Here is a 22,575-nt window from a genome sequence, read left to right as displayed (position 1 = left end):
AAAATGCCTTTCGAGAATCTTTCCCCCGTCCTTTCGGACGCCCTTGTCGCGCGCGGCTATGAAGCGCTCACCCCCGTCCAGACGCAAGTCACCGAAGACGAAGCCAAGGGCCGCGACCTGCTCGTCTCCGCCCAGACCGGCTCGGGCAAGACCGTCGCCTTCGGCCTCGCGATGGCCGACGAGCTGATCGAGGACGGCCGCCTGCCCTTCGCAACCTCGCCGCTCGCGCTGATCGTCGCACCGACGCGCGAACTCGCGCTGCAGGTCAGCCGCGAACTCGGCTGGCTCTACGCCAAGGCCGGCGCGCGCATCGCGACCTGCGTCGGCGGCATGGACGCCAGCAAGGAACGCCGTGCGCTCGGTCAGGGCGTGCAGATCGTCGTCGGCACCCCGGGCCGCCTGCGCGATCACCTCGAACGCGGCGCGCTCGACCTCACCGCGCTCCGCGTCGCCGTCCTCGACGAAGCCGACGAAATGCTCGACATGGGCTTTCGCGACGACCTTGAGGAAATCCTCGACGGCACCCCCGCGGCGCGCCGCACGCTTTTGTTCTCGGCGACACTCCCCAAGCCGATCGTCCAGCTCGCCAAGCGTTACCAGCAGGATGCCTTGCGCATCTCGACCGTCGGCGAAGACCGCGGCCATGGCGACATCGCCTATCAGGCGGTAACCGTCGCCCCCGCCGACATCGAAGGCGCGGTCGTCAACCTGCTCCGCCTGCACGACGCCGAAACCGCAATGCTGTTCTGCGCGACGCGCGACAATGTGCGCCGCCTCCACGCCAGCCTCGTCGAGCGCGGTTTTGCCGCGGTCGCGCTGTCGGGCGAGCATAGCCAGAATGAGCGCAACGCCGCATTGCAGGCGCTGCGCGATCGCCGCGCCAAGGTTTGCGTCGCGACCGACGTCGCCGCGCGCGGCATCGACCTTCCGACGCTCAGCCTCGTCATCCACGTCGAAATCCCGCGCGACGCCGAAGCACTCCAGCACCGTTCGGGCCGCACCGGCCGCGCGGGCAAAAAGGGCACCGCGGTCATCATCGTCCCCTATCCGCGGCGCCGCCGCGTCGACGGCATGCTGCGCGGTGCGCGCATCAACGCCGAATGGATGGACGCCCCGACCGCCGCCGACGTGCGCAAGCGCGATCAGGAACGGTTGATGGAAAAATTGCTCACGCCCGTCGAACATGAGCCCGAAGATCTGGAACTCGCGCAGCGCCTGATGGCCGAGCGCACGCCCGAAGACATCGCTGCCTCGCTCGTCCAGGCGCACCGCGCGCTGATGCCGCCGCCCGAGGATCTGCTCGACAACAGCCCGCGCGGCCGCGACGGTGCCGGCCGCCCCGAGCGCGGCGAACGTTTCGAACGTCCGGAGCGTGGTGGCGACCACCGCGAGGGCTTCGAGGACAGCGTCTGGTTCCGCCTCAATATCGGCCGCCACCAGAATGCCGACCCGCGCTGGATCCTGCCTTTGCTCTGCCGCCGTGGCCATGTGAGCAAGAACGAGATCGGCGCGATCCGCATCGGTCCCAAGGAAACGATGTTCAACATCCCGCGTGGCATAGCCGATCGCTTCGCCGAAGCGGTGGTACGCAGCGCCAACGCCGATGGCGAGGACGACAGCGGCGTGTCGATCACGCCCGCGCCCGACGGCCCGACCTATCCGCCGCGCCGCGATAAGGGTCCGCGCGACAACGCGCCCCGCAGCACGCTCGGCCGTGCGCCCGGCGGCGATCGCGGTTTCGGCGATCGTTCGGGTCCGCGCGGCCCGCGTGGCCCCGGCGGTCCCGGCGGCAACGAACGCTACAAGCCCAAGCCCTACGGCCAGCGCAGCCCGCGCCGTCCGTCGAAGTAGGCCATAAACCCCTCCCCCGACGGGGAGGGGCTTTTGTCGCACCGCCCTTGCGCTCCCAGCCGCGGCCCACCAGATGGACCGGACAGCAGGAGAGCGGCGCATGCAAGCGATCGAAGCCTTTATCGAAAGCCAGGGCGGACCCGAGGTCATCGACTGGCGCGAGGTAACGCTCGGCGACCCCGGCCCCGGCCAGGTGCTGCTCCGCCAGACCGCGGTCGGACTCAACTATCTCGACACCTATCACCGCGACGGCACCTACCCCGTGCCGCTGCCGAGCGGGCTCGGCGTCGAATCCGCCGGTGAAGTCATCGCCGTCGGCGCCGACGTCCACGGCCTCCAGCCCGGCGACCGCGTTGCCACCTTCGGCCCCGAGCGCACCGCCTATGCCAGCGCGCGGATTGTCGGCGCGGCGTCGCTGTTCAAGCTTCCCGCCGACATCGACGACGAAACCGCCGCCGCCGCGCTGCTGAAAGCCTGCACGGTGGAGATGCTCGTCGAACGCTGCGCGAAGGTTCAAGCGGGTTCGCCCGTGCTCGTCCACGCCGCCGCGGGCGGCGTCGGGCTGATCCTCGTCCAGTGGCTGAAGGCGATCGGCGCGACCGTCATCGGCACCGTCAGCACCGAAGCCAAGGCGCACACTGCGCGCGAAGCCGGCGCCGACCATGTGCTGATGTACAAGAGCGACGACGTCGCCGCGCATGTCCGCGAAATCACCGACGGCCAAGGCGTCCCCGTCACCTTCGACGGCATCGGCATGGCAACTTGGGAGGTCTCGCTGAAGGCCACCGCACGGCGCGGGCTGATCGTCAGCTATGGCAACGCCGGCGGCCCGGTGACCGGGGTCAATCTCGGCGTGCTGGCGCAGCACGGATCGCAGTTCGTCACCCGCCCGACGCTGTTCGACTATTACCACCTTCCCGGCGAACGCGCCGCGGGCGCCGCGCGCGTGTTCGAGATGATCGCCTCGGGTGCCGTGCAGATCACCGTCGGGCAGCGCTACGGATTGCAGGATGCTGCGCGCGCGCACGCCGATTTGCAGGCGGGGCGTACGATGGGGTCGACCTTGCTGATCCCGGAGCACAACTAAACCCCTCCCGCCTGCGGGAGGGGCAGCGAGACTTGCGAGCTTGCTCGCTAGTCTCAGCAGGGTGGGCAACTTCAACGTTGCCGGCCCACCCCCAACCCCTCCCGCAAGCGGGAGGGGAGCAATTAACTCTTCAACCGCTCCGCATGCCACGCGACATGCTCGGCCAGAAAGGTCGAGATGAAATAATAGCTATGGTCATACCCCGGCTGCATCCGGATTTCGGCCTTCTGCCCCGCGCGCTCGCACGCCGCGACCAGCAACTCGGTCTTGAGCTGCTCCGCGAGGAAATTATCGGCGTCACCCTGATCGACGAGCAGGTCGGGCACGCGCAGCCCCTGATCGAGCAGCGCGCACGCGTCATAGGCGTGCCACTCCTCGCGGTTGTTCCCGAGATAGTTGCCGAGCGCCTTCTCGCCCCACGGACATTGCAATGGCGCGACGATCGGCGAAAAGGCCGACACCGAACGAAAGCGGTCCTGATTGCGTAGCCCGATGGTCAGCGCACCATGCCCGCCCATCGAATGGCCGGTGATCGCCTGCCGCGTCAGGTCGGCGCTCGCAAAATTGCGCAGGACGAACGAAGGCAGCTCATCCTCGATGTACGAGCGCATCCGATAATTCTTCGCCCACGGCTCCTCGGTCGCATCGACATAGAAACCCGCGCCCAGCCCGAAATCCCACGCCGCATCGGGATCGTCGGGAACGCCATCGCCGCGCGGGCTCGTGTCGGGGGCGATGAAGATCACGCCATGCTCGGCGCACGCCGCGCGATATTCGCCCTTCTCCATCACATTGGCGTGGGTGCAGGTCAGCCCCGACAAATACCAGAGCACCGGAAGCTTGGCCCCCGGCGCATGGTCGGGAACGAACACCGCAAAGGTCATGTCGGTGCCGGTGGTCGTGCTCGCATGCCTGTACACGCCCTGCGTGCCGCCATGGCTGCGAACGGTGGAGAGGGTTTCGAGGGTCATGCGGACTCCTGAACGGGGATGGGCGCGACGACGGGCTGATGTCCCCAATGACGCAGAAGGTCGAGGATCGTTGCGCCGGGCAAGCCAAGCGTCGCGGTGTTGCGCAGCGGATGGACGTTGACCGTTTCCGCTATCGCCAGCACTTCGTCGAGCACGATGGTGATGCTCCCCGGCACAGCGTTGATCGCCGCGAGCGGCGTCACCGACCCCGGCGAAATGCCGAGCAATCGTTCCATATCCTCGGCCTTGCCGAAGCTCACATGCTTGCACCCGATCGCGGCGGGCAGCGCCTTCAGCTTGACGCGCGCGTCGGATGGCACGGTGACGAGCCAGAAGGCACCGCCCTTGTCCTTCAGGAACAGATTCTTGGTGTGCGCCCCCGGCATCGCGGCGTGCACCGCATCGCTCTCGGCAACGGTGAACACCGCCTCATGTTCGTGCGCGGCGAAGGGGATCGCGAGCACGCCCAAATCGGCCAGCAATCCCGCTTCGCCTCGCATCATATTATCGGCTCAGACGACGCGGTGGAGCGCGCAGAGCTTGTTGCCCGACGGATCGCGCAGATAGGCGAGGTACATGGCGCCGAAACCGCCTTCGCGAATGCCCGGCGGGTCTTCGATCGAAGTGCCGCCGTTGGCGACGCCGGCGTCGTGCCACGCCTTCGCCTGCTCGGGGCCTTCCATCGCAAAGCCGATCGTGCAGCCGTTGCCCGCGGTCGCGGGTTCGCCGTCGATCGGCGCACCGACGAGGAACAGCCCGCCATTGTACATATAGATCAGACGGCCCTTGTCGTCGGTGATCGCCGGCTTGCCGCCGATCGCCTGAAAGGTCGCGTCATAGAATTTCTTGGCGGCTTCGAGGTCGTTCGCCCCGACCATATTGTGACTGTACATCGCCTTTTGCTCCTCCTGATTCTGGTTGCGAATCGATACCTACTCCGCCCCTCTGACGAGGACCAGCCACGATTCCGTTTCCGGTTTACCGAAAACGATGAATCCTTCCGGGTGACCGGCCTAGCGGAAGACCACCGTCTTGCGGCCGTCGATCAAAACGCGCTGCTCGGCGACCCAGCGCACCGCCCGCGCCAGCACCTGCGCCTCGGTATCGCGGCCGATACGGATCAATTCGTCGACCGAATCGCGATGGTCGACGCGCTCGACCGCCTGTTCGATGATCGGCCCTTCGTCGAGGTCGCTCGTCACGAAATGCGCAGTCGCGCCGATCAGCTTGACGCCGCGTTCGTGCGCGCGGTGATAGGGTTTGGCGCCCTTGAAGCCGGGCAGGAAGCTGTGATGGATATTGATGCAGCGCCCCGAAAGCTTTGCCGACAGGTCCTGCGACAGAACCTGCATATAGCGCGCGAGCACCAGATGCTCGGCGCCCGCATCGGCCATGATCTGCAGGATCGCCGCTTCCTGTTCGGCACGATTGGCGTCGCTGACCGGCAGGTGATGAAAGGGCACGCCGTGCCATTCGGTCAGCCGCCGCTGATGCTCATGGTTCGACACCACCGCGGCGATGTCGATCGCGAGGTTGCCGGTCGACCAGCGGTGGAGCAGGTCATTGAGGCAATGGCTGCCCTGCGACACCGCGATGACAAAGCGCGGCTTGACGCGGCGGTCGCTGATCCGCGCGTCCATCGCGAAACGATCGACGATCGGCGCGAACGCGTCCTGTACGGCGGCGAGCTCGCCCGGAAAACGCGGCCCCGCACCGCGGAACTCGACGCGCATGAAAAAGCGCCCCGAATCGAGATCGGCATATTGCTGGCTGTCGAGGATGAAGCCGTCGCGTTCCGCGAGCAGCCCCGTCACCGCGGCAACGATACCGACCGCATCGGCGCAGCTGAAGGTCAGGACAAAGGCGGGCTGGTCCATTTCGGTCATGCCAGCCGGTGCGTCGCGCACAGCTTGTTGCCGGCGGGATCGCGCAGATAGGCGAGATAGACCGTCCGTCCTGCGGTGACCTGACGGATGCCGGGCGGGTCCTCGATCGCCGTACCCCCGTTCGCCACGCCCGCGGTGTGCCACGCATCGACGGCCTCGGTCGACGCCGCGGCGAAACCCAGCGTTCCGCCATTGGCTCCGCTCGCGGCCGCGCCGTTGAGCGGCTTCGTCAGCAAAAAGCGCCCACCGGCGTGCGAATAGATGAGCCGCCCCCATTCGTCGACGACCCCCGGCGGCACCCCGAGCGCGCCAAGTGCGGCGTCATAGAAACGACGCGCGGCTTCGATATCGTCGGCGCCCAGCGCCACATGACTGAACATGCCGGCCTCAGAACACCACGACGCTGCGAATGCTCTCGCCCGCGTGCATCAGGTCGAAGCCCTTGTTGATCTCCTCGAGCCCCATGACGTGGGTGATCATCGGATCGATCTCGATCTTTCCGGTCATATACATGTCGACGATCTTCGGCACATCGGTGCGGCCCTTGGCGCCGCCGAACGCGGTGCCGCGCCAGTTGCGCCCGGTGACGAGCTGGAACGGGCGCGTCGCGATTTCCTTGCCGGCCTCAGCGACACCGATGATGATCGAGGTGCCCCAGCCGCGATGACAGGCCTCGAGCGCGGTGCGCATCACCTCGGTGTTGCCCGTGGCGTCGAAGGTGTAGTCGGCGCCGCCGTCGGTCATCTGGACGATCGCCGCGACAACCTCCTCGCGGCTCATGCCCTTCGAATTGAGGAACTCGGTCATACCGAACTTGCGGCCCCATTCCTCGCGCGCGGGGTTGATGTCGACGCCAATGATCTTGTCGGCACCGGCGAGGCGCGCGCCCTGGATCACGTTGAGCCCGATGCCGCCAAGCCCGAACACGACGACATTGTCACCGACCTGCACTTTTGCCGTATTGATAACGGCTCCCACCCCGGTGGTCACGCCGCAGCCGATGTAACAGCTCGACTGGAACGGCGCATCTTCGCGAATCTTCGCGACCGCGATCTCGGGCAGCACGGTGAAGTTCGAAAAGGTCGAGCAGCCCATATAATGGAAGATCGGCTGGCCCTTGTACGAAAAGCGTGTCGTGCCGTCGGGCATCAGCCCCTTGCCCTGCGTCGCGCGGATCGCGGTGCAGAGGTTGGTCTTGCCCGAAAGGCAGCTTTTGCACTGGCGGCATTCGGGCGTGTAGAGCGGGATCACATGGTCGCCGGGCTTCACCGACGTCACGCCCGCGCCGACCTCGCGCACCACCCCCGCGCCTTCGTGACCAAGCACGCTCGGGAAGATGCCCTCGCTGTCGAAGCCGTCGAGCGTGTAGGCGTCGGTGTGGCAGATGCCCGTCGCCATGATTTCGACCAGCACTTCGCCCGCCTTCGGGCCTTCGAGGTCGAGTTCGACGATCTCCAGCGGCTTCTTCGCTTCAAAAGCTACGGCGGCGCGGGTCTTCATGGGCGATCTCCTTCTCGCCCGGCTATCAGCACTCCACGACGCTGACCGCAAGACCCCCTTTGGATGTTTCCTTATATTTGTCGCGCATGTCGCGGCCCGTTTGCAGCATCGTCGCGATCACCGTGTCGAGGCTGACGACGTGGGTGCCGTCGCCGATCATCGCGATGCGGCTCGCGTCGATCGCCTTGATCGAACCCATCGCGTTGCGTTCGATGCACGGAATCTGCACCAGCCCGCCGATCGGATCGCAGGTGAGGCCGAGATTATGTTCCATGCCGATTTCGGCGGCATTTTCGACCTGCGCGTTGGTGCCGCCGAGCGCGGCGGTCAGCCCCGCCGCCGCCATCGAGCAGGCGACGCCGACCTCGCCCTGGCAGCCGACCTCGGCGCCCGAGATGCTGGCGTTGCGCTTGTAGAGCGCGCCGACCGCGCCCGCGGCGAGCAGGAAGGTACGCACCCCGGCATCGTCGCCGCGATAGCCGCGCCGGTAGAAACGGATCACCGCGGGGATGATCCCCGCCGCGCCGTTCGTGGGCGCGGTGACGACCTTGCCGCCGGCGGCATTTTCCTCGTTCACCGCCATCGCCCACAGGTTGATCCAGTCCATCATCGCGAGCGGATCGGTCAGATTCGCCTCGTGGCGGTTGCGGATGTCGTCGGCGATCTGCGGCGCGCGGCGCTTGACCTTGAGCCCGCCGGGCAGGACACCCGTGCTGCAGCAACCCGCGTCGATCGACGCGTCCATCGCGCCGGCGATCGCGTCGAGCCCTGCCTCGACCTCTTCGAGGCTGCGGTGCGCGAGCTCGTTTTCGAGCATCATTTCGGCGAAGCTCTTGCCCGACGCCGCGCCCATTTCGAGCAGGTCGGCGCCCGAGGTGAAGGCGAAGGGCAGTTCGACCTCGTCCTCGGCGCCGCGGCTGTTGCGCCCCGCCTCATCCTCATCGACTACAAAGCCGCCGCCGATCGAGAAATACATGCGCTTGGCGAGGATCTCGCCATCGCCGTCGCGCGCGGTGAAGCTCACGGCATTGCTGTGAAACGGCTGGCGCTGGCGCATCTGGAAATGCAGGTCGCTTTTCGGTTGAAAGCGAGCGCGCTGGCGGCCGAGCAGGTAGATAAAGCCTTCGCTCTCGGCGCGGTCCCAATGCGCGCGGATCGCGGCAAGACTGGTGCTCGCGGGAATTTCGCCGGCGAGGCCCGCGACGATCGCGGTGTCGGCGGCGTGGCCCTTGCCGGTCAGCGCGAGCGAGCCATAGAGGTCGGCTTCGACATGCGCGACCTTGGCAAGCAGCGCCTGCTCGTCGAGCCAGACGGTGAAGCGCCGCGCCGCAACCATCGGGCCCACGGTATGTGAGCTCGACGGTCCGACACCGATTTTGAAGAGTTCGAAGAGGCTGATCGTCATGGCGGCGCTATAGAAGACGCGCCGCCATGAAGATAGGACATCAGGGCCAGATTATTTATGCCTCAGGCCGGATAGGTCCAGGTCGCGTCGCGCGCGAAATTCTCCGCCGCGAAGTCCCAGTTGAGCAGTTCGTCTACCACCGCGTCGACATAGGCCGGACGCAGGTTCTTGCGGTCGATGTAATAGGCATGCTCCCACACGTCGATCACGAGCAAAGGCTTGATACCCAGGGTCAGCTCGGTGCCGGCGTCGTGCGTGTCGGTGACCGACAGCGTGCCGTCGCGCGAGACGAGCCACGCCCAGCCCGACGCGAAATGGTTGACCGCGGTTTCCTTGAGCTTCTTCTTGAGGTCGTCGAGCGAACCGAAATCGCGTTCGATCGCGGCGAGCAGGTCGTCCTTGGGCGCGGTCTTGGTCGGGCTCAGGCTTTCCCAATAGAAAGCATGGTTCCACGCCTGCGCGGCGTTGTTGAACAGGCCCTTGTTGCCCGATCCTTCGGCATGGTGGACGATTTCCTCGAGCGGTTTCGACGCGAGGTCGGTGCCTTCGATCGCGGCGTTCGTCTTGTCGACATAGGCTTTGTGATGCTTGCCATGGTGCGTCGCCAGCGTGTCGGCCGAGATATGCGGCTCGAGCGCGTCCTGAGCGTAAGGGAGGGGAGGATGGGCGATCGTCATGGCAGTCTCCATTTTATTATTGAGGGGTTTGCGGCCTTAAACTCGGTATCGGACCCGCGGGTTGCAACCCTGTGACCGCAAATTTTGCGGTTATTTTTCAGGTCACCATTGCCTGCAAGGTCGCGATCCGGTCGGCCTCTTCGGCGGGCTTGTCGCGGCGGATGCGCGAAATGCGCGGAAAGCGCATCGCGAGCCCCGACTTGTGGCGCTTGCTGCTGTGGATCGAATCGAACGCGACCTCGAGCACGAGCGATTTCTCGACTTCGCGCACCGGGCCGAAACGGTTCAGCGTGTTGTCGCGCACGAACTTGTCGAGCCACTTCAATTCCTCGTCGGTGAAGCCCGAATAGGCTTTGCCAACGGGCAGCAACTCGCCCGCGTCGGACCAGCATCCGAAGGTATAGTCCGAATAGAAGCTGGCGCGGCGTCCATTGCCCCTTTGGGCGTACATCATCACGCAATCGGCGGTGAGCGGATCGCGCTTCCATTTATACCAGAGACCCGCGCGGCGCCCCGCCACGTAAGGGGCGTCGCGGCGCTTGAGCATCACCCCCTCGATCGCCGCATCGCGCGCGCCGGCGCGGCGCCCGGCGAGGTCGTCGAAATCCTCGGCGTCGATTACCTGCGACAGGTCGAAATGGCTGTCGGCGAGGCGTGGGACAAAGGCCTCCAGCCGCCGCCGCCGTTCGGTCCACGGCAGCCCGCGCAGGTCTTCGCCGTCGACCGCGAGCAGGTCGTACACGCGCACGAAGGCGGGATAGTCGGCGAGCATCTTCTTCGACACGACCTTGCGTCCGAGCCGCTGTTGCAGCGCATTGAAGCTCGCCGCCTCACCCCCCTGCACCTCGCCGCGCACGAGCAATTCGCCGTCGATCACGGCGTCCTGATCGAACGCCGCGACGAGCTCGGGGAACGCCCCGCTGATTTCCTCGCCGCCGCGGCTGTAGATGCGCGTCTCGCTGCCGCCATGGACGATCTGGACACGGATTCCGTCCCATTTCCATTCGGCAGCATAATCGGCGAGGTCGACGCTTTCTTCTTCCAAGGGATGCGCGAGCATGAAGGGACGAAAGAAGGCGACGTCGGCAAGGTCGGGCCGCTCCGCCCTTCCCTCGCCCCATGCGAACAGCGGCGCATAGGGCGGCGGGATCGCGTGCCACAACTCCTCGACATCGTCGACGGGCACATCGAACGCCTGCGCGAACGCCTGTTTCGCGAGCCGCGCCGACACTCCGACGCGCATCCCACCGAGCGCGAGCTTGAGCAGCGCATAACGCCCGTCGGCATCGAGCCGGTCGAGCAGCGACGCGACGATGGCGGGGGCATCGCTGCGGCTGGCGGCGGAGAGGGCGTCGACGGCTTGGGATACGGACAATTCTCCCTCCCCTTTAGGGGAGGGGCGGGGTGGGGCCTGTTCCGGTTCCGCACGATCGACATGCCCCACCCCAACCCCTCCCCTGAAGGGGAGGGGCTTATTTTCCGGCCAGAGCAGCGCCGCCGTCTCCGCCGTGTCGCCGACGAAATGCCGCGACAGGCGAAATAATTCCTCGTCCACCCGTGTCGCCAACAACGTCCGCACCGTCCCCGCCTTTACTGCGGGAAAGTCGAGGCTCTCGGTCAGCGCCGCGATCGCCCAGCCGCGGTCGGGATCGGGGGTATGTCGCAGATAATCGACAATCAGCGCGAGCTTCGTATTGCGCGAGCGCGTGTAGATCAGCCGGTCGATCAGGGCCGCGAAGCGCTTCACACTTCCTCCTCCAGATCGCGGCCGACGAGGTGCAGCGCGCGCGCCTTGCGCTGATGCAGTTCGCACCAGCGCAGCAGCCCATCCTCGCTGCCGTGGGTGATCCAGCTCTCCTTCGGGTTCACCTCTGAGATCGTCGTCGTCAGCTCGTCCCAATCGGCATGGTCCGAAATCACCAGCGGCAATTCGACCATCCGCTGCCGCGCGCGTTGGCGCACGCGCATCCAGCCCGACGCCATCGCGGTCACCGGATCGGGCAACCGCCGCGACCAGCGATCACCCAGCGCCGAGGGCGGTGCGAGGACGATCTGCCCCGCCATCTCGGCCTTGTCCGTCTCGCTAACCAGCCGCAGTTCGCCCAGGTCGACACCATGCACGGCGTATAGCTCGCACATCTTCTCGAGCGCGCCGTGGATATAGATCGGCGCATCCCATCCCGCCCCGCGCAGCTCTGCAATCACGCGCTGCGCCTTGCCGAGCGCATAGGCGCCGACGAGCACCGAGCGGTCGGGCTCGGCGCGCACCGCGCCGATCAGCTTGGAGATCTCGCCCTCGGTCGGCGGATGGCGGAAGACCGGCAAGCCAAAGGTCGCCTCGGTGATGAAAATATCGCACGGCACGACCTCAAACGGCGCGCAGGTCGGGTCGGGCCGCCGCTTGTAATCGCCGGTGACGACGATCCGCTCGCCCGCATATTCCATCAATATCTGCGCGCTGCCGAGCACATGCCCCGCCGGGTGAAAGGAAAAGCGCACCCCGCCGCGTTCGAACCCGTCGCCATAGTCAAACGCCTGATTGTGGCTCGCCTCGACGTCGACGCCATAGCGCAGCGCCATAATCGCCAGCGTCTCCGGCGTCGCGAACACCGCGCCATGACCGCTGCGCGCATGGTCGGCGTGACCGTGCGTCACCGCAGCGCGCTCGACCGGGCGCGAGGGATCGATCCACAGGTCGGCGGGCTTCACATAAAGCCCGCCCGAATGCGGTTCGAGCCAATGCTTGGCCTTCACCATCAGCACCCACCTGCCGGAATCGGAATCGCCGCCTTGTTCATATCGCCTGCATAGCACAACGAACAAAGAAGGAACAAATCCGGGCCCGCGCTAAGCCTCGCGCCACTTTGCGGGCAGCGCGATGTCGACCACCAGCCCGGTCGGCTCCCAGTGGCGCGCGATCGAGCCGCCCAGATTGTTGCGCACGCTGCGTTCCATCAGCAGCGTGCCGAAACTGGTGCGATCGGGCGGCCCGACCAGCCCCTGCGTCCCGGTTTCGGTCCAGGTCAGGCGAAACATCCGCGACTCGCTGCCCTCCGGATCCTGCGACCAGTGGATCTCGACACGGCCCGCGTCGGTCGCCAGCGCGCCATGCTTGACCGCATTGGTCGCAAGCTCGTTGAACACCAGCGCCATTGCGACCAGGGCATTTTCGGGGAGCAGCAGGTCGGGCCCCGACCAGCGGATCCGCGGAAAAGCCGCCTCGACCTCGCGCATCAGCGCGTGCATCGACCCGGTCATGAAATTGGCGCCGAGCAGGACATTCTGCGCGCGGTTGAGCGCGTCGAGCCGGCTGCTGATCCGTTCGACATAATCGTCGACGTCGCGCGCGGCGTGGCGGGTGAGCGAGATGATCGCGCTGACCGTCGCGAACAGGTTGCGCATCCGGTGGTGCAATTCGCGCATCAACAGATTGGCATTCTCCTGCCGGCTTTTCTGTTCGGTGATGTCGATGCTCACCCCGGTCAGCATCGCATCATCCGACCGCACGTCCCAGTCGCCGCGCACGGCATTCCAGCGCACCCCGCGCTCGGGATTGAGGACGCGATATTCGGCCGCATAGGGCGTGCCGTTCGCGATCGCTTCCTTCAGTATCTCGCGCAACGCGGCGCGGTCGTCGGGATGGACAAGGTCGAAAAATCCGTTGCCGGTCGCCAGCATCGCCTGGAATTCAGAGCCCCATAGTTCGGCGCCGGCGCCCTGCGTGCGCAGCCGGTCGGTCCGCGGATCATATTGCCAGGTCGCGATCCCCGAAAAATCGAGCGCGCGCTCGAGCGTCCGGCGTGCTTCGTCGCGCTCGGCGCCGATCCGGCGAAGGTCGGCCTCGGCCATGATGATCCCGGCGAAATCCCCGAGCCGATCGAGCTCGACATCGGTCAACGGTCCGCGCTCGTCGCGATCGATCAGGCACAGGCTGCCGAGGATCGCGCCGTTATAAGCGCGCAGCGGCACCCCCGCATAGAAGCGGATGTGCAGGTCGCCGGTCACCAGCGGATTGTCGCGAAAGCGCGGATCGCCCAGCACATCGGTCACCATCACCGGCCGCTCCTCGGCGATGACATATTGGCAAAAGCTTATCTCGCGCGGCGTTTCGGGGGTATCGAGGCCATAGGCCGATTTGAACCATTGGCGGCAATCGTCGACGAGCGAGACCAGCGCGATCGGCACACCGTACAGTTCGGCGACCATTTTCGTGACGCGGTCGAACGCCTGCTCGGGCGGGGTGTCCATGATGCGATATTCGCGAAGCGTGTCGAGACGCAGCCTTTCGGCACGTGCTGCAGCTTCGTCTCCCCCGTCCGCCAAACCTCGTCCCTCGCTGCCTCGCGATGCCGATGACCCGGCATCGCTCATGTCCCCGGGGCGCCGCTCTGCCATGAATATGGTCCCTACAAAAGCATGCTCGCGCCGCAACCGGAAAAGTAATTAAATTCCACTTACTTACGTCGCATTTTCATCGCGTCCCGGCTGACTCTACGCATTAGGGCGCGACAAGTTGCAACGGCCGGCGCCGCTCTTTCGGCGGCCAGGCGGAACCGACCCGCGCCGGGACGCGTATGACTTCACTCAAGAGGGAGCAATTTTGATGACATTGGGTGAGGAACTTCGCGGGCATCTCCCCTTCCTGCGCCGCTACGCGCGGGCTTTGACGGGCAGCCAGCAGCATGGCGACAATTTCGTCCACACGACGCTCGAAGTCATCGTCGCCGCCCCCGACGAATTCCACAGCGGCGACGGCACCCGGATCGACCTCTACCGCAATTTCCACCGCATCTGGGAAAGCGCCTATATCGACGAGGGCGAAGACAGCGATGAGGGCGAGCACCCGCTCGTCCGCGCCGCGCATCGGCGCCTCGTCCAGATCACCCCGCTCGGCCGGCAGATCCTGCTGCTCACCGCGCTCGAGGGATTTTCGGTCGAGGAAGCCGGTCTGATCACCGGTACCGACGGGCCGACGGTCGAAACATTGCTCGCCGATGCGGTCGGCGAACTCGACCGCGAATCGCAAACCTCGGTGCTGATCATCGAAGACGAGCCGCTGATCGCGATGGAGCTCGAACAGATCGTGCGCGATCTGGGCCACCGCGTCGCGGGCGTCGCGACCACCCACGAAGATGCGGTTGCCGCCTTCGAGGAAACCGACGCGGGGCTCGTCCTCGCCGACATCCAGCTTGCCGACGGATCGTCGGGGATCGACGCGGTGCAGGATATCTTGGCGATCGCGCCGGTCCCGGCGATCTTCATCACCGCCTTTCCCGAACAATTGCTCACGGGCGGCCGCGTCGAGCCGACCTTCCTGATTTCGAAGCCGTTCCGCGAAAATACCGTGCGCGCGGCGATCAGCCAGAGCTTGCTATTCACGCCGCAACTCGCGGCGTAACTGCCCGACTTCTCTCAATTCGTCATTCCCGCGAAGGCGGGAATCCCGCTTTATGCGTTTGCGATACGGGTATCCGTCCCACCAGGCGCGGTACAAAGAGCGGGATTCCCGCCTTCGCGGGAATGACGCAATATTGATCAGTCCCCGCCGGGACCGTTCGCGGTCAGCTGATCGACATTGTCCATGATCGTGCGGAACGCCTCGCTCGATGGCATCGCGTCGGTGCTGCGCCGCGGCATTTCGCCGCTCTCCAATATCGCCTGCAGCGCGGTACGGCCGCGCGACACGCGGCTTTTCATCGTGCCCACCGCGCAGCCGCAGATCGCCGCACCCTCCTCATAAGATAATTGCCCGGCGCCGATCAGCACCAGCGCCTCGCGCTGGTCGACGGGCAGCAGCATCAACGCGCGCTGAACATCGGCGAGGTTCAGGCTGTCGCCCTGATCATCGGGCGCGACGAGCAGCCGCTCGGCGGCGAGCTCGTCATATTCGGCGGTGAATTTCTTCCGCCGCATCTGCGACAGGAAACAATTGCGCAGGATGACAAAGGCCCAGCTCTTCATGCTGGCGGGGCCCGGCACATATTGCGCGCGCGCCTTCCACGCCTTCAGCATCGTTTCCTGCACCAGATCGTCGGCGAGGTCGGCGTTGCCGGTCAGGCTACGCCCGAACGCGCGCAGATGCGGCAGCATGGCCGCCAATTCGCGCTTGAAGCTGGCATCGTCGAGCGGCTGAGGCGTTTCGTCGCTAGTCACACAATCCTGATCGCTTGGGCGCACTGAAGCACCGCTGAATAGACCAAGGGCTTAGCGGGTTGAATCCATTATGGGAACCAAAAGCGCACCCAAAGAGGCAGTAACCGAAACCGGCCGGATCAGACATTGTGCTTTTATCGCAACACCGTTCGTCGAAAAAACAAGCAAGCGGGGAACCCCGGGCCGTTTTCGTCGTTGCTCCCGCATGGCTACGCAAGGCAACAATAGGATGAACGGCAAGGGCCCCCTCCCCCCGGGCGCCGATGCGCGCCGCACGCTGGGAAGCTTTCCCGGCACGACCGGCGACCAGTGGCATCGCACGCTGACCGGGCGGCAAGCGCCCGAGCCGGTCAGCGCGAAGCTGCGCATGATCTATGGTAATGTCGTCGCCGAAAAGCTGCCCGACAATATGCTCGACCTTCTTTCCCAGCTCGATCAGAAAAGTCCGAAGCAATAATGACCGGAACCACCGCCGCTGCTTCGCAGCCGCAGGCCGAAACCCTGTCCGACAGCGAATTCAAGACGCTGCTCGCTGGCGTCATTCCGCACCTTCGCGCCTATGGCCGCAGCCTGTCGGGCAACCCCGACCTCGCCGACGATCTGACGCAGGACACGATGGTCAAGGCGTGGGCGTCGCGCGAGCGGTTCGAACGCGGCACCTCGATCAAGGCGTGGACCTTCGTCATCCTGCGCAACACCTTCCTGTCACAGATGCGCCGCAACAAATTCGTCGGCGAATATGACGAGACCGCGGTCGAGCGCACGATGTCGACCCCCGCTGCCCAAGAAGACAGCGGCGAGATGGCCGACCTGCAGCGCGGGCTGATGGAATTGCCGCAGGACCAGCGCGAGGCGCTGATCCTCGTCGGCGCCGGCGGGCTGTCCTATGAAGAGGCAGCGAGCATCTGCGACTGCGCGCTCGGCACGATGAAAAGCCGCGTCTCGCGCGCCCGCGCCGCGCTCGAAGAGATTATGAACAGTGGCCAATTCTCGCAGAAGCGCGCCGACGCGCCGCCGTCGAGCGAAGCGGTCGACGCGATCATGGACAGCGTCGAGGCGATCACCGCACGGCGCGAAGCGGCGAACCGCTAAGCCCTATCGACTTTGCGATACGGGCGCGTCAGAACGACGCATCCGTCCCCAGCGAAGCGAGCCCCTTTCGATGAAAAACCTGCCGCATCTTGCCCTGATTTCCGCGCTGGCCGTCGCCGCCTGCTCGGCCGCCCCCGCGTCGACCGAAGCCGCGCCCGCGGACACCGCCAAGCTCGACGCCTCGGGCGCGCAGCCCGCGACGCCGCTCGCCGATGCACCCTTCACGGTGAAGGAGGTCGCGAGCTTCAACGAACCCTGGGCGATGACTTTTGTCCCCGGGACGCGCGCGGCGCTGATCACCGAACGATCGGGCAAGCTCAAACTGTGGCAGGAAAGCGGCCCGACGCTCGACGTCGCGGGTGTCCCCGCGGTCGCCTATGGCGGTCAGGGCGGGTTCGGCGACGTGATCGTCGCGCCCGACTTTGCGACCAGCGGCACGATTTACCTGAGCTGGGCCGAGCCCGGCCCCGGCAACACCTATGGCGCGGTGGTCGGCAAGGCGAAGCTGAAGCAAGGCGCCGCGCCCGCGCTCGAAGGGCTCCAGATCATCTGGAAACAGAACCCCAAGGTCACCGGGCAAGGCCATTATTCGCACCGCCTTCTCTTCTCGCCCGACGGCAAATATCTCTTCATCGGATCGGGCGAGCGCCAGAAATTCACACCCGCGCAGGATATGACGGGCAATCTCGGCAAGGTCCTTCGCCTCAATCCCGACGGCAGCATCCCGGCGGATAACCCCTTCGTCAGTGAAGGCGGCGTGACCGCGCAAATCTGGTCGCTCGGCCATCGCAACATCCTTGGCCTCGCCTTCGACGGCACCGGCAAGCTCTGGAACCAGGAAATGGGGCCGAAGGGCGGCGACGAGGTCAATCTGGTCGAGGCGAAGGCCAATTATGGCTATCCGATCGTGTCGAACGGCGACCATTATGACGGCAAGGATATTCCCGACCACCCGACGCGCCCCGAATTCGCGGCGCCGAAACTCTGGTGGAACCCGTCGGTCTCGCCGGGCGGGCTCGTCTGGTATGACGGCGATCTCTATCCGGGCTGGAAGAACAGCCTCTTGATGGGGGCGCTGTCGGGCGAAGGGCTGATCCGCATGCAGGTCGATGGCGACAAGCTCCACAAGTCCGACCGCTGGAATTTCGGCCAGCGCATCCGCGAGGTCGAGGTACGCGACGACGGCTCGGTCTGGCTGCTCACCGACGGCGAGGGCGGCAAGTTGGTGAGGCTGGTTCCGAAAAAGTGATATTTCTCCATCGTCACAAATTGTCGTGTCCCCGCGAAGGCGGGGACCCATCTCCGTTGGGTGCAACCTAGAGCCGGCGGGAGATGGACCCCTGCCTTCGCAGGGGTACAAATTCTGCTATAGGCCCGAACCATGATCCGCGGCTTCCTCACCCGGCGCGCCGAATGGCCCGCGCGCATCCCCGATCCCGACGCGCTGCCGCCGCTGACGTTGCTCTGGCGCGAGATTGGATCGCTGGCGCGCGCCATCGGAGCGCGCATCCGGCCGATGCCGCCCGAGCCCAATCCCGACAGCGAGCATCCGCCGGTGATGGTGCTCCCGGGCTTCCTGTCGGGCGACTGGGCCACCAAGGGGCTGCGCGCCGACCTCCGCCGCTCGGGTTTCCGCTGTTACGCCTGGGGTCTCGGCTTCAACCGCGGCGCGACCCCCGATATCATCGATCGCATCGACACCCGCGTCCAGTGGATCATCGACCGCACCGGCTATGCCCCCGCGCTCGTCGGCTGGAGCCTCGGCGGCATCTATGCGCGCGAATATGCCAAGCATCACCCGGACAAGGTCGCGCGCGTCGTTACGCTCGGTTCGCCCTTTTCGGGCAGCCGCCGCGCCAACCGCGCCTGGCGCCTCTATCACCTCGTCGCGCGCCACCCGGTCGACAATCCGCCGATCGACTTCCACCCCGCCCCGCGCCCCGAAATGCCGACCTTCGCGCTCTGGTCGAAGCATGACGGCGTCGTCGCGGTGAGCAGCGCGCGCGGGCTTCCGCATGAGAGTGATCGGCAGGTCGAGGTCGACTGCGGCCATATGGGCTTCGCCTATGCGCCCACATCGGTCGCGGCGATCGTCAAGGCGCTGACCGAAGAGGTGAGCGACGAAACACCCGATCAGCAGACGTCGATGCGATAGGCGGGCGCCGCGCGCCACGCCATCAGCATCCGCCCCGGCCTTTTCCCCGCGCGCCCCGTCGATACGAAACCGATCCGGCGCAGCAGCGCGTGCGAGCGCTCATTATCGGGGTGGCATTCGGCGACGATCGAGCAGCCCGGCCGCGACGTGGCGAGCGCCCCGACGACCGCGCGCACCGCCTCGGTCGCGATGCCCTTCCCCCGCACCCGCGCCGCGAACCAGTAGCCGATCTCATATTCCTGCCCCACGCGGCGGTGGACGCCGATCACGCCGCTCAAATCGAGGCCGCTTTCGTCGCGCACCGCATGAAAGACATCGCCGCCTCCTGATTTGGCGATCAGCGCGCGCGCGTCGGCCTCGGTGAAGGGTGCGGGCAGGAAATGAACCTGCGAGGTCACCGTCTCGTCGGTGATCGCGGACAAGGCGCGCGCATCGTCGGCAAACAGCGGCGTGATGCGGCAATGGTCGGTCGACAGGGCAAGCAAGGTATCGGTCATGTCGCGTCTTCTTCAAAAAGCGCACGCCGTGACCGGGGGTTGGTGGTGTGATGATGACCATTCGCCTTGTCCGAACACGGCGGCGATGGTCACAGGTGATGCCATGCCGCTCCTATGTAAAGGAGCGCCAATACGCCTTGAATCGGAGAGATTGGTCGTTGGTCATCGCGAGCGTGGCTAACCGCTCCGCCGTCGGCGGTCAATCCCGCGTCTTGACGATCACATTTCACGCACTATTTAAAGTTACATGAAACGCGACAGCCGACTCTCGGGCGTGCTCCACGTCCTCCTCCATATGGCCGAACAGGGCTCTCCGATGACCTCGGACCAGCTCGCGAAGGCGATGCAGACGCACCCGGTCGTGATCCGCCGCATCCTCGGCGGGTTGCGCGATGCGGGCTTCGTCCACAGCGAAAAGGGCCATGGCGGCGGCTGGACGATCGCGAAGGACCTTAGGCAAATCACGATGCGCGACGTCTATGGCGCGATCGGCCGGCCCAGCCTGATGGCGATGGGCAACCGCACCGAGGCGCCCGGCTGCCTCGTCGAACAGGCGGTCAACGCCGCGCTCGACACCAGCTTTCGCGATGCCGAAGCGCTGCTGCTCGCGCGCTTCGGCGAAGTGACGCTCGCGGCGCTCGCCGCCGATTTCCACGCGCGCATGGCCGCGCGATCCCCCCAAACGCAGGAGCATATCCATGGCTGAAGGCGCCCAGCATTTCCTCGACAGCTTCAAGGACCCCGCCGCGGTCGCGCGCTATACCGAAGGGCCGCGGCGCTTCGTCCCCGGGCTCGACGGCCTCCACCGCATGACCGGGCTGTTGCTGGCCGAGCGCGTCCCCGACGACGCGCATATCCTCGTGCTCGGCGCGGGCGGCGGCAGCGAGATGAAGGCGATGGCCGAGGCGCATCCGGGCTGGCGTTTCACCGGTGTCGACCCCGCCGGACCGATGCTCGACCTCGCGGCTGAGGTGCTCGGGCCAAACGCCCACCGCGCGGAATTGATCGAAGGCTATATCGACGACGCCCCGGCCGGCCCGTTCGACGGCGCGACCTGCCTCCTGACCCTTCACTTCCTCGCGACCGAAGAACGCATCCGCACCGCCGCAGAAATCCGTCGCCGCCTCAAGCCCGGCGCACCCTTTGTGGCCGCGCACGGCAGCTTCCCACAGGGTGCTGACGAACGCGATCGCTGGCTCGATCGCTACGCCGCCTATGCCATCGCCTCGGGCGGCGATCCGGATCAGGTCGCCAAGGGCCGCGAGGCCGTCGCCACCCATGTCGCGATGCTGAGCCCAGAAGCCGACGAAGACGTGCTTCGCGCCGCGGGCTTCGCCAACGTCGAGCAATTCTACGCCGCCTTCACCTGGCGCGGCTGGGTGGGTTATGCGTAAGCGAAGTGGGCGCGCCTAACTCGCGCCCGGCGCAGGCAGTCGCGCGAGCAGCGCGACGAGTTGCGCCTGCGTCGTTGCCCCGGTCTTGCGGAATATCCCTTTCAGAAGGAAGCGGGCCGCGTTCACGCTGACCGCCCGCAGCGCCGCATAGTCCTTCAGCGTGTCGCCCGCGGCGAGCGCGACGGCGAGGCGGGCTTCGGCGGGGGTCAGCCCGAACCATTGCGCGACGCGGTCGATTTCGACCACGGGGGTTTCGCCCGGCGCGCTGCCGAGCGTGACGATCAGCGACGCGCCGAGGCGCACGCCGCCGAGTTGCTGCGCCGACTGGCGCGTGACGCGCGCGACGAGCACGGGGCACTCGGCGCCCGCGTCGCCGACCGTCTGGAAGGCGAGACCGGCGGGGTCCGAACTTTTGACGAGGTCGAGCAATCGTTTCTGGCTGGCGGGATGGGTGAAGGCGAAGCGGTCCTGCGCGATGCGGATGAAGCCCGCCTGTTCGTAGCGCGCGGCGCGGCTGTTCGCGGCAAGGATACCCAGCTGATCGTCGAGGCTGAAGATCGCGAAGGGCGCGGCGTCGGCGGCGGCGCGCGCGGCGCCCGCAGCAAGGTCGAGCGAGGCGATGCGGTCGCTGATCCGCATGGCGCGCTGGATATGCGGCGCGAGGACGCGGAGGCCGCGCTTCAGCCGCTCGACGTCGCGGTCGCCGGGGCCGGGGATCATCAACCCGAGCCGGTCGCCGTCGCGCCGGTCGAGCAACACCCCGACAAGCCGGTCGATGCCATAGGGTTTCAGGAAATTGCGGAAGAACTCACTCTCATAGAATTCCTCGCGCGTCATAATGTCATAGCTATCGATGACGCTGCCGTTGCCATAGCGCTGGAACTTGCGCGACCATGGATGGCTGCCGGCATAGACCGCGGTGTAGATCTCCTGGATTCCCGCGGCGAGGCCCGTCGCGGCGACGAAGCGCGCGCTCGGCGGATTGCTGCTTTCCCAGAGGATGAAGGCGGCTTCCCAACTTAACGGGCAGAGGGTGCCGGTGATGCGGGCGAGGGTTTCGTTCCAGCTTTCGGGATGGAGCACCGAATCATAGATTTCGCCGATCAGCGTGTTGAGCACCTCCCATTCGGCCGGCGCATTATGGTCGGACGGAAAGGTCGATAGCTGGTCGCTCTGCATGCACTTCCCCCCAGAAGACCCGCAGCGATCTCATTTGAGAGGAGCAGAGGCGCGAAGGCAAGCGCAATGCGATAAAATGAAAATATTCTGTCCCCTACCCACGTGGGTAGTGAAACAATCGACCGAATCGGCCATTGAACGGGTGCGACCCGAGGAAGGTGGAACCAAGGCCATCTTGCTCTCTTGAAGTCCGTCGGCTTGCCGGCGGACTTCATTTTTATGCGCCGAGACGGGCTGAGCGGGCGCGATGGCCGGGGCGCCTCGCCATTCCAAACCTGCATCAACCTTCGAAGCGGATCTCCACCGACGCCGCGCTGCGCTGATGCGCACCATGATAGACCGCCTCGATATTGTTGCCATCGGGATCGAGCAGGAAAGCCGCATAATAGCCCGGATGATAAGGCCGCTCGCCCGGTGCGCCATTGTCGCGCCCGCCCGCGGCGAGGCCCGCCTTGTAAAAGGCGTCGACCGCACCGCGGTCCGCCGCCTGAAACGCCAGATGATGCCGCCCGGTCAGCTTGCCGAGCGCCGCCTGACTGTCCTTCGTCGACACGAACAACTCGTCGGCCCAGAAATAATCCTCGGCCTCACCGCCGATCGGTACGCCGAAGACATCGAAGATCGCGCCGTAAAAGGCGCGGCTCGCCGTCAGGTCGGCGACGACAAGCTGGATATGATCGATCAACCGCCCGCGGTGCAGCAATTGCGTTTCCATGGATGACTCCTCT

The 22,575-nt window shown here is 65.9% G+C and carries 24 protein-coding genes; 9 read left to right on the top strand and 15 right to left on the bottom strand.

Annotation, left to right across the window (positions count from 1 at the left end; genetic code table 11):
* The first annotated feature begins 3 nt into the window (after positions 1 to 3).
* Positions 4 to 1,851 (top strand): DEAD/DEAH box helicase, encoded by a 1,848-nt coding sequence (locus V8J55_RS09885; protein ID WP_336445437.1) that lies wholly within the window; start codon positions 4 to 6, stop codon positions 1,849 to 1,851.
* Positions 1,852 to 1,951: 100 nt separating this feature from the next.
* A complete protein-coding gene (locus V8J55_RS09880; protein WP_336445436.1) occupies positions 1,952 to 2,938 on the top strand; it encodes a quinone oxidoreductase family protein in 987 nt (328 codons plus the stop codon).
* A 122-nt stretch (positions 2,939 to 3,060) separates the two neighbouring features.
* Here the strand turns inward: V8J55_RS09880 and fghA are convergent, their stop codons facing one another.
* From fghA to V8J55_RS09825, 11 genes are all read right to left on the bottom strand, one after another.
* Positions 3,061 to 3,909, bottom strand: coding sequence for an S-formylglutathione hydrolase (gene fghA, locus V8J55_RS09875; protein WP_336445435.1), 849 nt, complete (start codon positions 3,907 to 3,909; stop codon positions 3,061 to 3,063).
* Positions 3,906 to 4,412 carry a prolyl-tRNA synthetase associated domain-containing protein gene (locus V8J55_RS09870; protein WP_443030800.1) on the bottom strand — a complete coding sequence of 169 codons (507 nt, stop codon included), beginning with the start codon at positions 4,410 to 4,412 and terminating at the stop codon, positions 3,906 to 3,908. Before V8J55_RS09870 ends, fghA begins: the two co-directional genes overlap by 4 nt.
* A gap of 9 nt (positions 4,413 to 4,421) precedes the next feature.
* The gene (locus V8J55_RS09865) at positions 4,422 to 4,802 is read right to left on the bottom strand and encodes a VOC family protein (protein ID WP_037518429.1); all 381 of its coding nucleotides are present in this window, start codon (positions 4,800 to 4,802) and stop codon (positions 4,422 to 4,424) included.
* 120 nt (positions 4,803 to 4,922) lie between these two features.
* Positions 4,923 to 5,795: a formyltetrahydrofolate deformylase gene (gene purU / locus V8J55_RS09860; RefSeq protein WP_336445434.1), complete on the bottom strand. Its 873-nt coding sequence runs from the start codon at positions 5,793 to 5,795 to the stop codon at positions 4,923 to 4,925.
* Positions 5,792 to 6,175 (bottom strand): VOC family protein, encoded by a 384-nt coding sequence (locus tag V8J55_RS09855; RefSeq protein ID WP_336445433.1) that lies wholly within the window; start codon positions 6,173 to 6,175, stop codon positions 5,792 to 5,794. The genes purU and V8J55_RS09855 overlap by 4 nt, the downstream gene beginning before the upstream one ends.
* A gap of 7 nt (positions 6,176 to 6,182) precedes the next feature.
* A complete protein-coding gene (locus V8J55_RS09850) occupies positions 6,183 to 7,295 on the bottom strand; it encodes an S-(hydroxymethyl)glutathione dehydrogenase/class III alcohol dehydrogenase (RefSeq protein WP_336445430.1) in 1,113 nt (370 codons plus the stop codon).
* A 25-nt stretch (positions 7,296 to 7,320) separates the two neighbouring features.
* The gene (locus V8J55_RS09845) at positions 7,321 to 8,700 is read right to left on the bottom strand and encodes an L-serine ammonia-lyase (RefSeq protein ID WP_336445429.1); all 1,380 of its coding nucleotides are present in this window, start codon (positions 8,698 to 8,700) and stop codon (positions 7,321 to 7,323) included.
* Positions 8,701 to 8,762: 62 nt separating this feature from the next.
* Entirely contained in the window at positions 8,763 to 9,377 is a 615-nt protein-coding gene (locus tag V8J55_RS09840; RefSeq protein ID WP_336445428.1) for a superoxide dismutase, read from the bottom strand.
* Between the two features lie 97 nt (positions 9,378 to 9,474).
* On the bottom strand, positions 9,475 to 11,124 hold the full coding sequence (locus V8J55_RS09835) for a cisplatin damage response ATP-dependent DNA ligase (RefSeq protein ID WP_336445427.1): 1,650 nt from the start codon (positions 11,122 to 11,124) through the stop codon (positions 9,475 to 9,477).
* Entirely contained in the window at positions 11,121 to 12,134 is a 1,014-nt protein-coding gene (locus V8J55_RS09830) for a ligase-associated DNA damage response exonuclease (protein ID WP_336445426.1), read from the bottom strand. The genes V8J55_RS09835 and V8J55_RS09830 overlap by 4 nt, the downstream gene beginning before the upstream one ends.
* Before the next feature lie 90 nt (positions 12,135 to 12,224).
* Positions 12,225 to 13,700 carry a sensor histidine kinase gene (locus V8J55_RS09825; RefSeq protein ID WP_336445425.1) on the bottom strand — a complete coding sequence of 492 codons (1,476 nt, stop codon included), beginning with the start codon at positions 13,698 to 13,700 and terminating at the stop codon, positions 12,225 to 12,227.
* Positions 13,701 to 13,980: 280 nt separating this feature from the next.
* Here V8J55_RS09825 and V8J55_RS09820 point away from each other — a divergent pair, with 280 nt between their 5' ends.
* Positions 13,981 to 14,775, top strand: a complete 795-nt coding sequence (locus V8J55_RS09820) for a response regulator (RefSeq protein WP_336445424.1) — start codon at positions 13,981 to 13,983, stop codon at positions 14,773 to 14,775.
* 137 nt (positions 14,776 to 14,912) lie between these two features.
* Here V8J55_RS09820 and V8J55_RS09815 read toward each other — a convergent pair whose 3' ends face one another.
* Complete coding sequence (locus tag V8J55_RS09815) at positions 14,913 to 15,467, bottom strand: sigma-70 family RNA polymerase sigma factor (RefSeq protein WP_336445727.1); 555 nt, start codon at positions 15,465 to 15,467, stop codon at positions 14,913 to 14,915.
* Between the two features lie 292 nt (positions 15,468 to 15,759).
* Here V8J55_RS09815 and V8J55_RS09810 point away from each other — a divergent pair, with 292 nt between their 5' ends.
* The 4 genes from V8J55_RS09810 to V8J55_RS09795 all read left to right on the top strand — a co-directional run bounded on the left by V8J55_RS09810 (position 15,760) and on the right by V8J55_RS09795 (position 18,777).
* Positions 15,760 to 15,987, top strand: coding sequence for a NepR family anti-sigma factor (locus V8J55_RS09810; protein ID WP_037518448.1), 228 nt, complete (start codon positions 15,760 to 15,762; stop codon positions 15,985 to 15,987).
* Complete coding sequence (locus tag V8J55_RS09805) at positions 15,987 to 16,622, top strand: sigma-70 family RNA polymerase sigma factor (RefSeq protein WP_336445423.1); 636 nt, start codon at positions 15,987 to 15,989, stop codon at positions 16,620 to 16,622. Before V8J55_RS09810 ends, V8J55_RS09805 begins: the two co-directional genes overlap by 1 nt.
* A gap of 70 nt (positions 16,623 to 16,692) precedes the next feature.
* Positions 16,693 to 17,871, top strand: coding sequence for a PQQ-dependent sugar dehydrogenase (locus tag V8J55_RS09800; RefSeq protein WP_336445422.1), 1,179 nt, complete (start codon positions 16,693 to 16,695; stop codon positions 17,869 to 17,871).
* Between the two features lie 132 nt (positions 17,872 to 18,003).
* Entirely contained in the window at positions 18,004 to 18,777 is a 774-nt protein-coding gene (locus V8J55_RS09795) for an esterase/lipase family protein (protein ID WP_052187941.1), read from the top strand.
* On the opposite strand, the gene V8J55_RS09790 is transcribed toward V8J55_RS09795, so the two are convergent.
* The gene (locus tag V8J55_RS09790) at positions 18,756 to 19,274 is read right to left on the bottom strand and encodes a GNAT family N-acetyltransferase (RefSeq protein ID WP_336445421.1); all 519 of its coding nucleotides are present in this window, start codon (positions 19,272 to 19,274) and stop codon (positions 18,756 to 18,758) included. The two genes, V8J55_RS09795 and V8J55_RS09790, sit on opposite strands and share 22 nt — an antisense overlap.
* A 247-nt stretch (positions 19,275 to 19,521) precedes the next feature.
* Here V8J55_RS09790 and V8J55_RS09785 point away from each other — a divergent pair, with 247 nt between their 5' ends.
* Both V8J55_RS09785 and V8J55_RS09780 read left to right on the top strand, forming a co-directional pair.
* Positions 19,522 to 19,980 carry an Rrf2 family transcriptional regulator gene (locus V8J55_RS09785; RefSeq protein ID WP_336445420.1) on the top strand — a complete coding sequence of 153 codons (459 nt, stop codon included), beginning with the start codon at positions 19,522 to 19,524 and terminating at the stop codon, positions 19,978 to 19,980.
* Positions 19,973 to 20,668: a class I SAM-dependent methyltransferase gene (locus V8J55_RS09780; protein WP_336445419.1), complete on the top strand. Its 696-nt coding sequence runs from the start codon at positions 19,973 to 19,975 to the stop codon at positions 20,666 to 20,668. Before V8J55_RS09785 ends, V8J55_RS09780 begins: the two co-directional genes overlap by 8 nt.
* Positions 20,669 to 20,683: 15 nt before the next feature.
* Here V8J55_RS09780 and V8J55_RS09775 read toward each other — a convergent pair whose 3' ends face one another.
* Together V8J55_RS09775 and V8J55_RS09770 are read right to left on the bottom strand one after the other, a co-directional pair.
* The gene (locus V8J55_RS09775; protein ID WP_336445418.1) at positions 20,684 to 21,847 is read right to left on the bottom strand and encodes a helix-turn-helix transcriptional regulator; all 1,164 of its coding nucleotides are present in this window, start codon (positions 21,845 to 21,847) and stop codon (positions 20,684 to 20,686) included.
* Positions 21,848 to 22,127: 280 nt separating this feature from the next.
* Positions 22,128 to 22,562: a VOC family protein gene (locus V8J55_RS09770; protein WP_336445417.1), complete on the bottom strand. Its 435-nt coding sequence runs from the start codon at positions 22,560 to 22,562 to the stop codon at positions 22,128 to 22,130.
* Positions 22,563 to 22,575: the final 13 nt, after the last annotated feature.

This window comes from Sphingopyxis sp. CCNWLW2, from assembly GCF_037095755.1.
GTDB lineage: Bacteria > Pseudomonadota > Alphaproteobacteria > Sphingomonadales > Sphingomonadaceae > Sphingopyxis.
The sequence above is the reverse complement of the archived record's forward strand: the minus strand, read 5'-3'. Positions and strand labels throughout refer to the sequence as shown.

Bases quoted from the DNA above. Each gene is read 5' to 3' on its own strand.
- V8J55_RS09885 (WP_336445437.1), top strand. From the start codon at position 4: ATGCCTTTCGAGAATCTTTCCCCCGTCCTTTCGGACGCCCTTGTCGCG.
- V8J55_RS09880 (WP_336445436.1), top strand. From the start codon at position 1,952: ATGCAAGCGATCGAAGCCTTTATCGAAAGCCAGGGCGGACCCGAGGTC.
- fghA (WP_336445435.1), bottom strand. From the start codon at position 3,909: ATGACCCTCGAAACCCTCTCCACCGTTCGCAGCCATGGCGGCACGCAG.
- V8J55_RS09870 (WP_443030800.1), bottom strand. From the start codon at position 4,412: ATGATGCGAGGCGAAGCGGGATTGCTGGCCGATTTGGGCGTGCTCGCG.
- V8J55_RS09865 (WP_037518429.1), bottom strand. From the start codon at position 4,802: ATGTACAGTCACAATATGGTCGGGGCGAACGACCTCGAAGCCGCCAAG.
- purU (WP_336445434.1), bottom strand. From the start codon at position 5,795: ATGACCGAAATGGACCAGCCCGCCTTTGTCCTGACCTTCAGCTGCGCC.
- V8J55_RS09855 (WP_336445433.1), bottom strand. From the start codon at position 6,175: ATGTTCAGTCATGTGGCGCTGGGCGCCGACGATATCGAAGCCGCGCGT.
- V8J55_RS09850 (WP_336445430.1), bottom strand. From the start codon at position 7,295: ATGAAGACCCGCGCCGCCGTAGCTTTTGAAGCGAAGAAGCCGCTGGAG.
- V8J55_RS09845 (WP_336445429.1), bottom strand. From the start codon at position 8,700: ATGACGATCAGCCTCTTCGAACTCTTCAAAATCGGTGTCGGACCGTCG.
- V8J55_RS09840 (WP_336445428.1), bottom strand. From the start codon at position 9,377: ATGACGATCGCCCATCCTCCCCTCCCTTACGCTCAGGACGCGCTCGAG.
- V8J55_RS09830 (WP_336445426.1), bottom strand. From the start codon at position 12,134: ATGGTGAAGGCCAAGCATTGGCTCGAACCGCATTCGGGCGGGCTTTAT.
- V8J55_RS09820 (WP_336445424.1), top strand. From the start codon at position 13,981: ATGACATTGGGTGAGGAACTTCGCGGGCATCTCCCCTTCCTGCGCCGC.
- V8J55_RS09815 (WP_336445727.1), bottom strand. From the start codon at position 15,467: ATGCTGCCGCATCTGCGCGCGTTCGGGCGTAGCCTGACCGGCAACGCC.
- V8J55_RS09810 (WP_037518448.1), top strand. From the start codon at position 15,760: ATGAACGGCAAGGGCCCCCTCCCCCCGGGCGCCGATGCGCGCCGCACG.
- V8J55_RS09805 (WP_336445423.1), top strand. From the start codon at position 15,987: ATGACCGGAACCACCGCCGCTGCTTCGCAGCCGCAGGCCGAAACCCTG.
- V8J55_RS09800 (WP_336445422.1), top strand. From the start codon at position 16,693: ATGAAAAACCTGCCGCATCTTGCCCTGATTTCCGCGCTGGCCGTCGCC.
- V8J55_RS09795 (WP_052187941.1), top strand. From the start codon at position 18,004: ATGATCCGCGGCTTCCTCACCCGGCGCGCCGAATGGCCCGCGCGCATC.
- V8J55_RS09790 (WP_336445421.1), bottom strand. From the start codon at position 19,274: ATGACCGATACCTTGCTTGCCCTGTCGACCGACCATTGCCGCATCACG.
- V8J55_RS09785 (WP_336445420.1), top strand. From the start codon at position 19,522: ATGAAACGCGACAGCCGACTCTCGGGCGTGCTCCACGTCCTCCTCCAT.
- V8J55_RS09780 (WP_336445419.1), top strand. From the start codon at position 19,973: ATGGCTGAAGGCGCCCAGCATTTCCTCGACAGCTTCAAGGACCCCGCC.
- V8J55_RS09775 (WP_336445418.1), bottom strand. From the start codon at position 21,847: ATGCAGAGCGACCAGCTATCGACCTTTCCGTCCGACCATAATGCGCCG.
- V8J55_RS09770 (WP_336445417.1), bottom strand. From the start codon at position 22,562: ATGGAAACGCAATTGCTGCACCGCGGGCGGTTGATCGATCATATCCAG.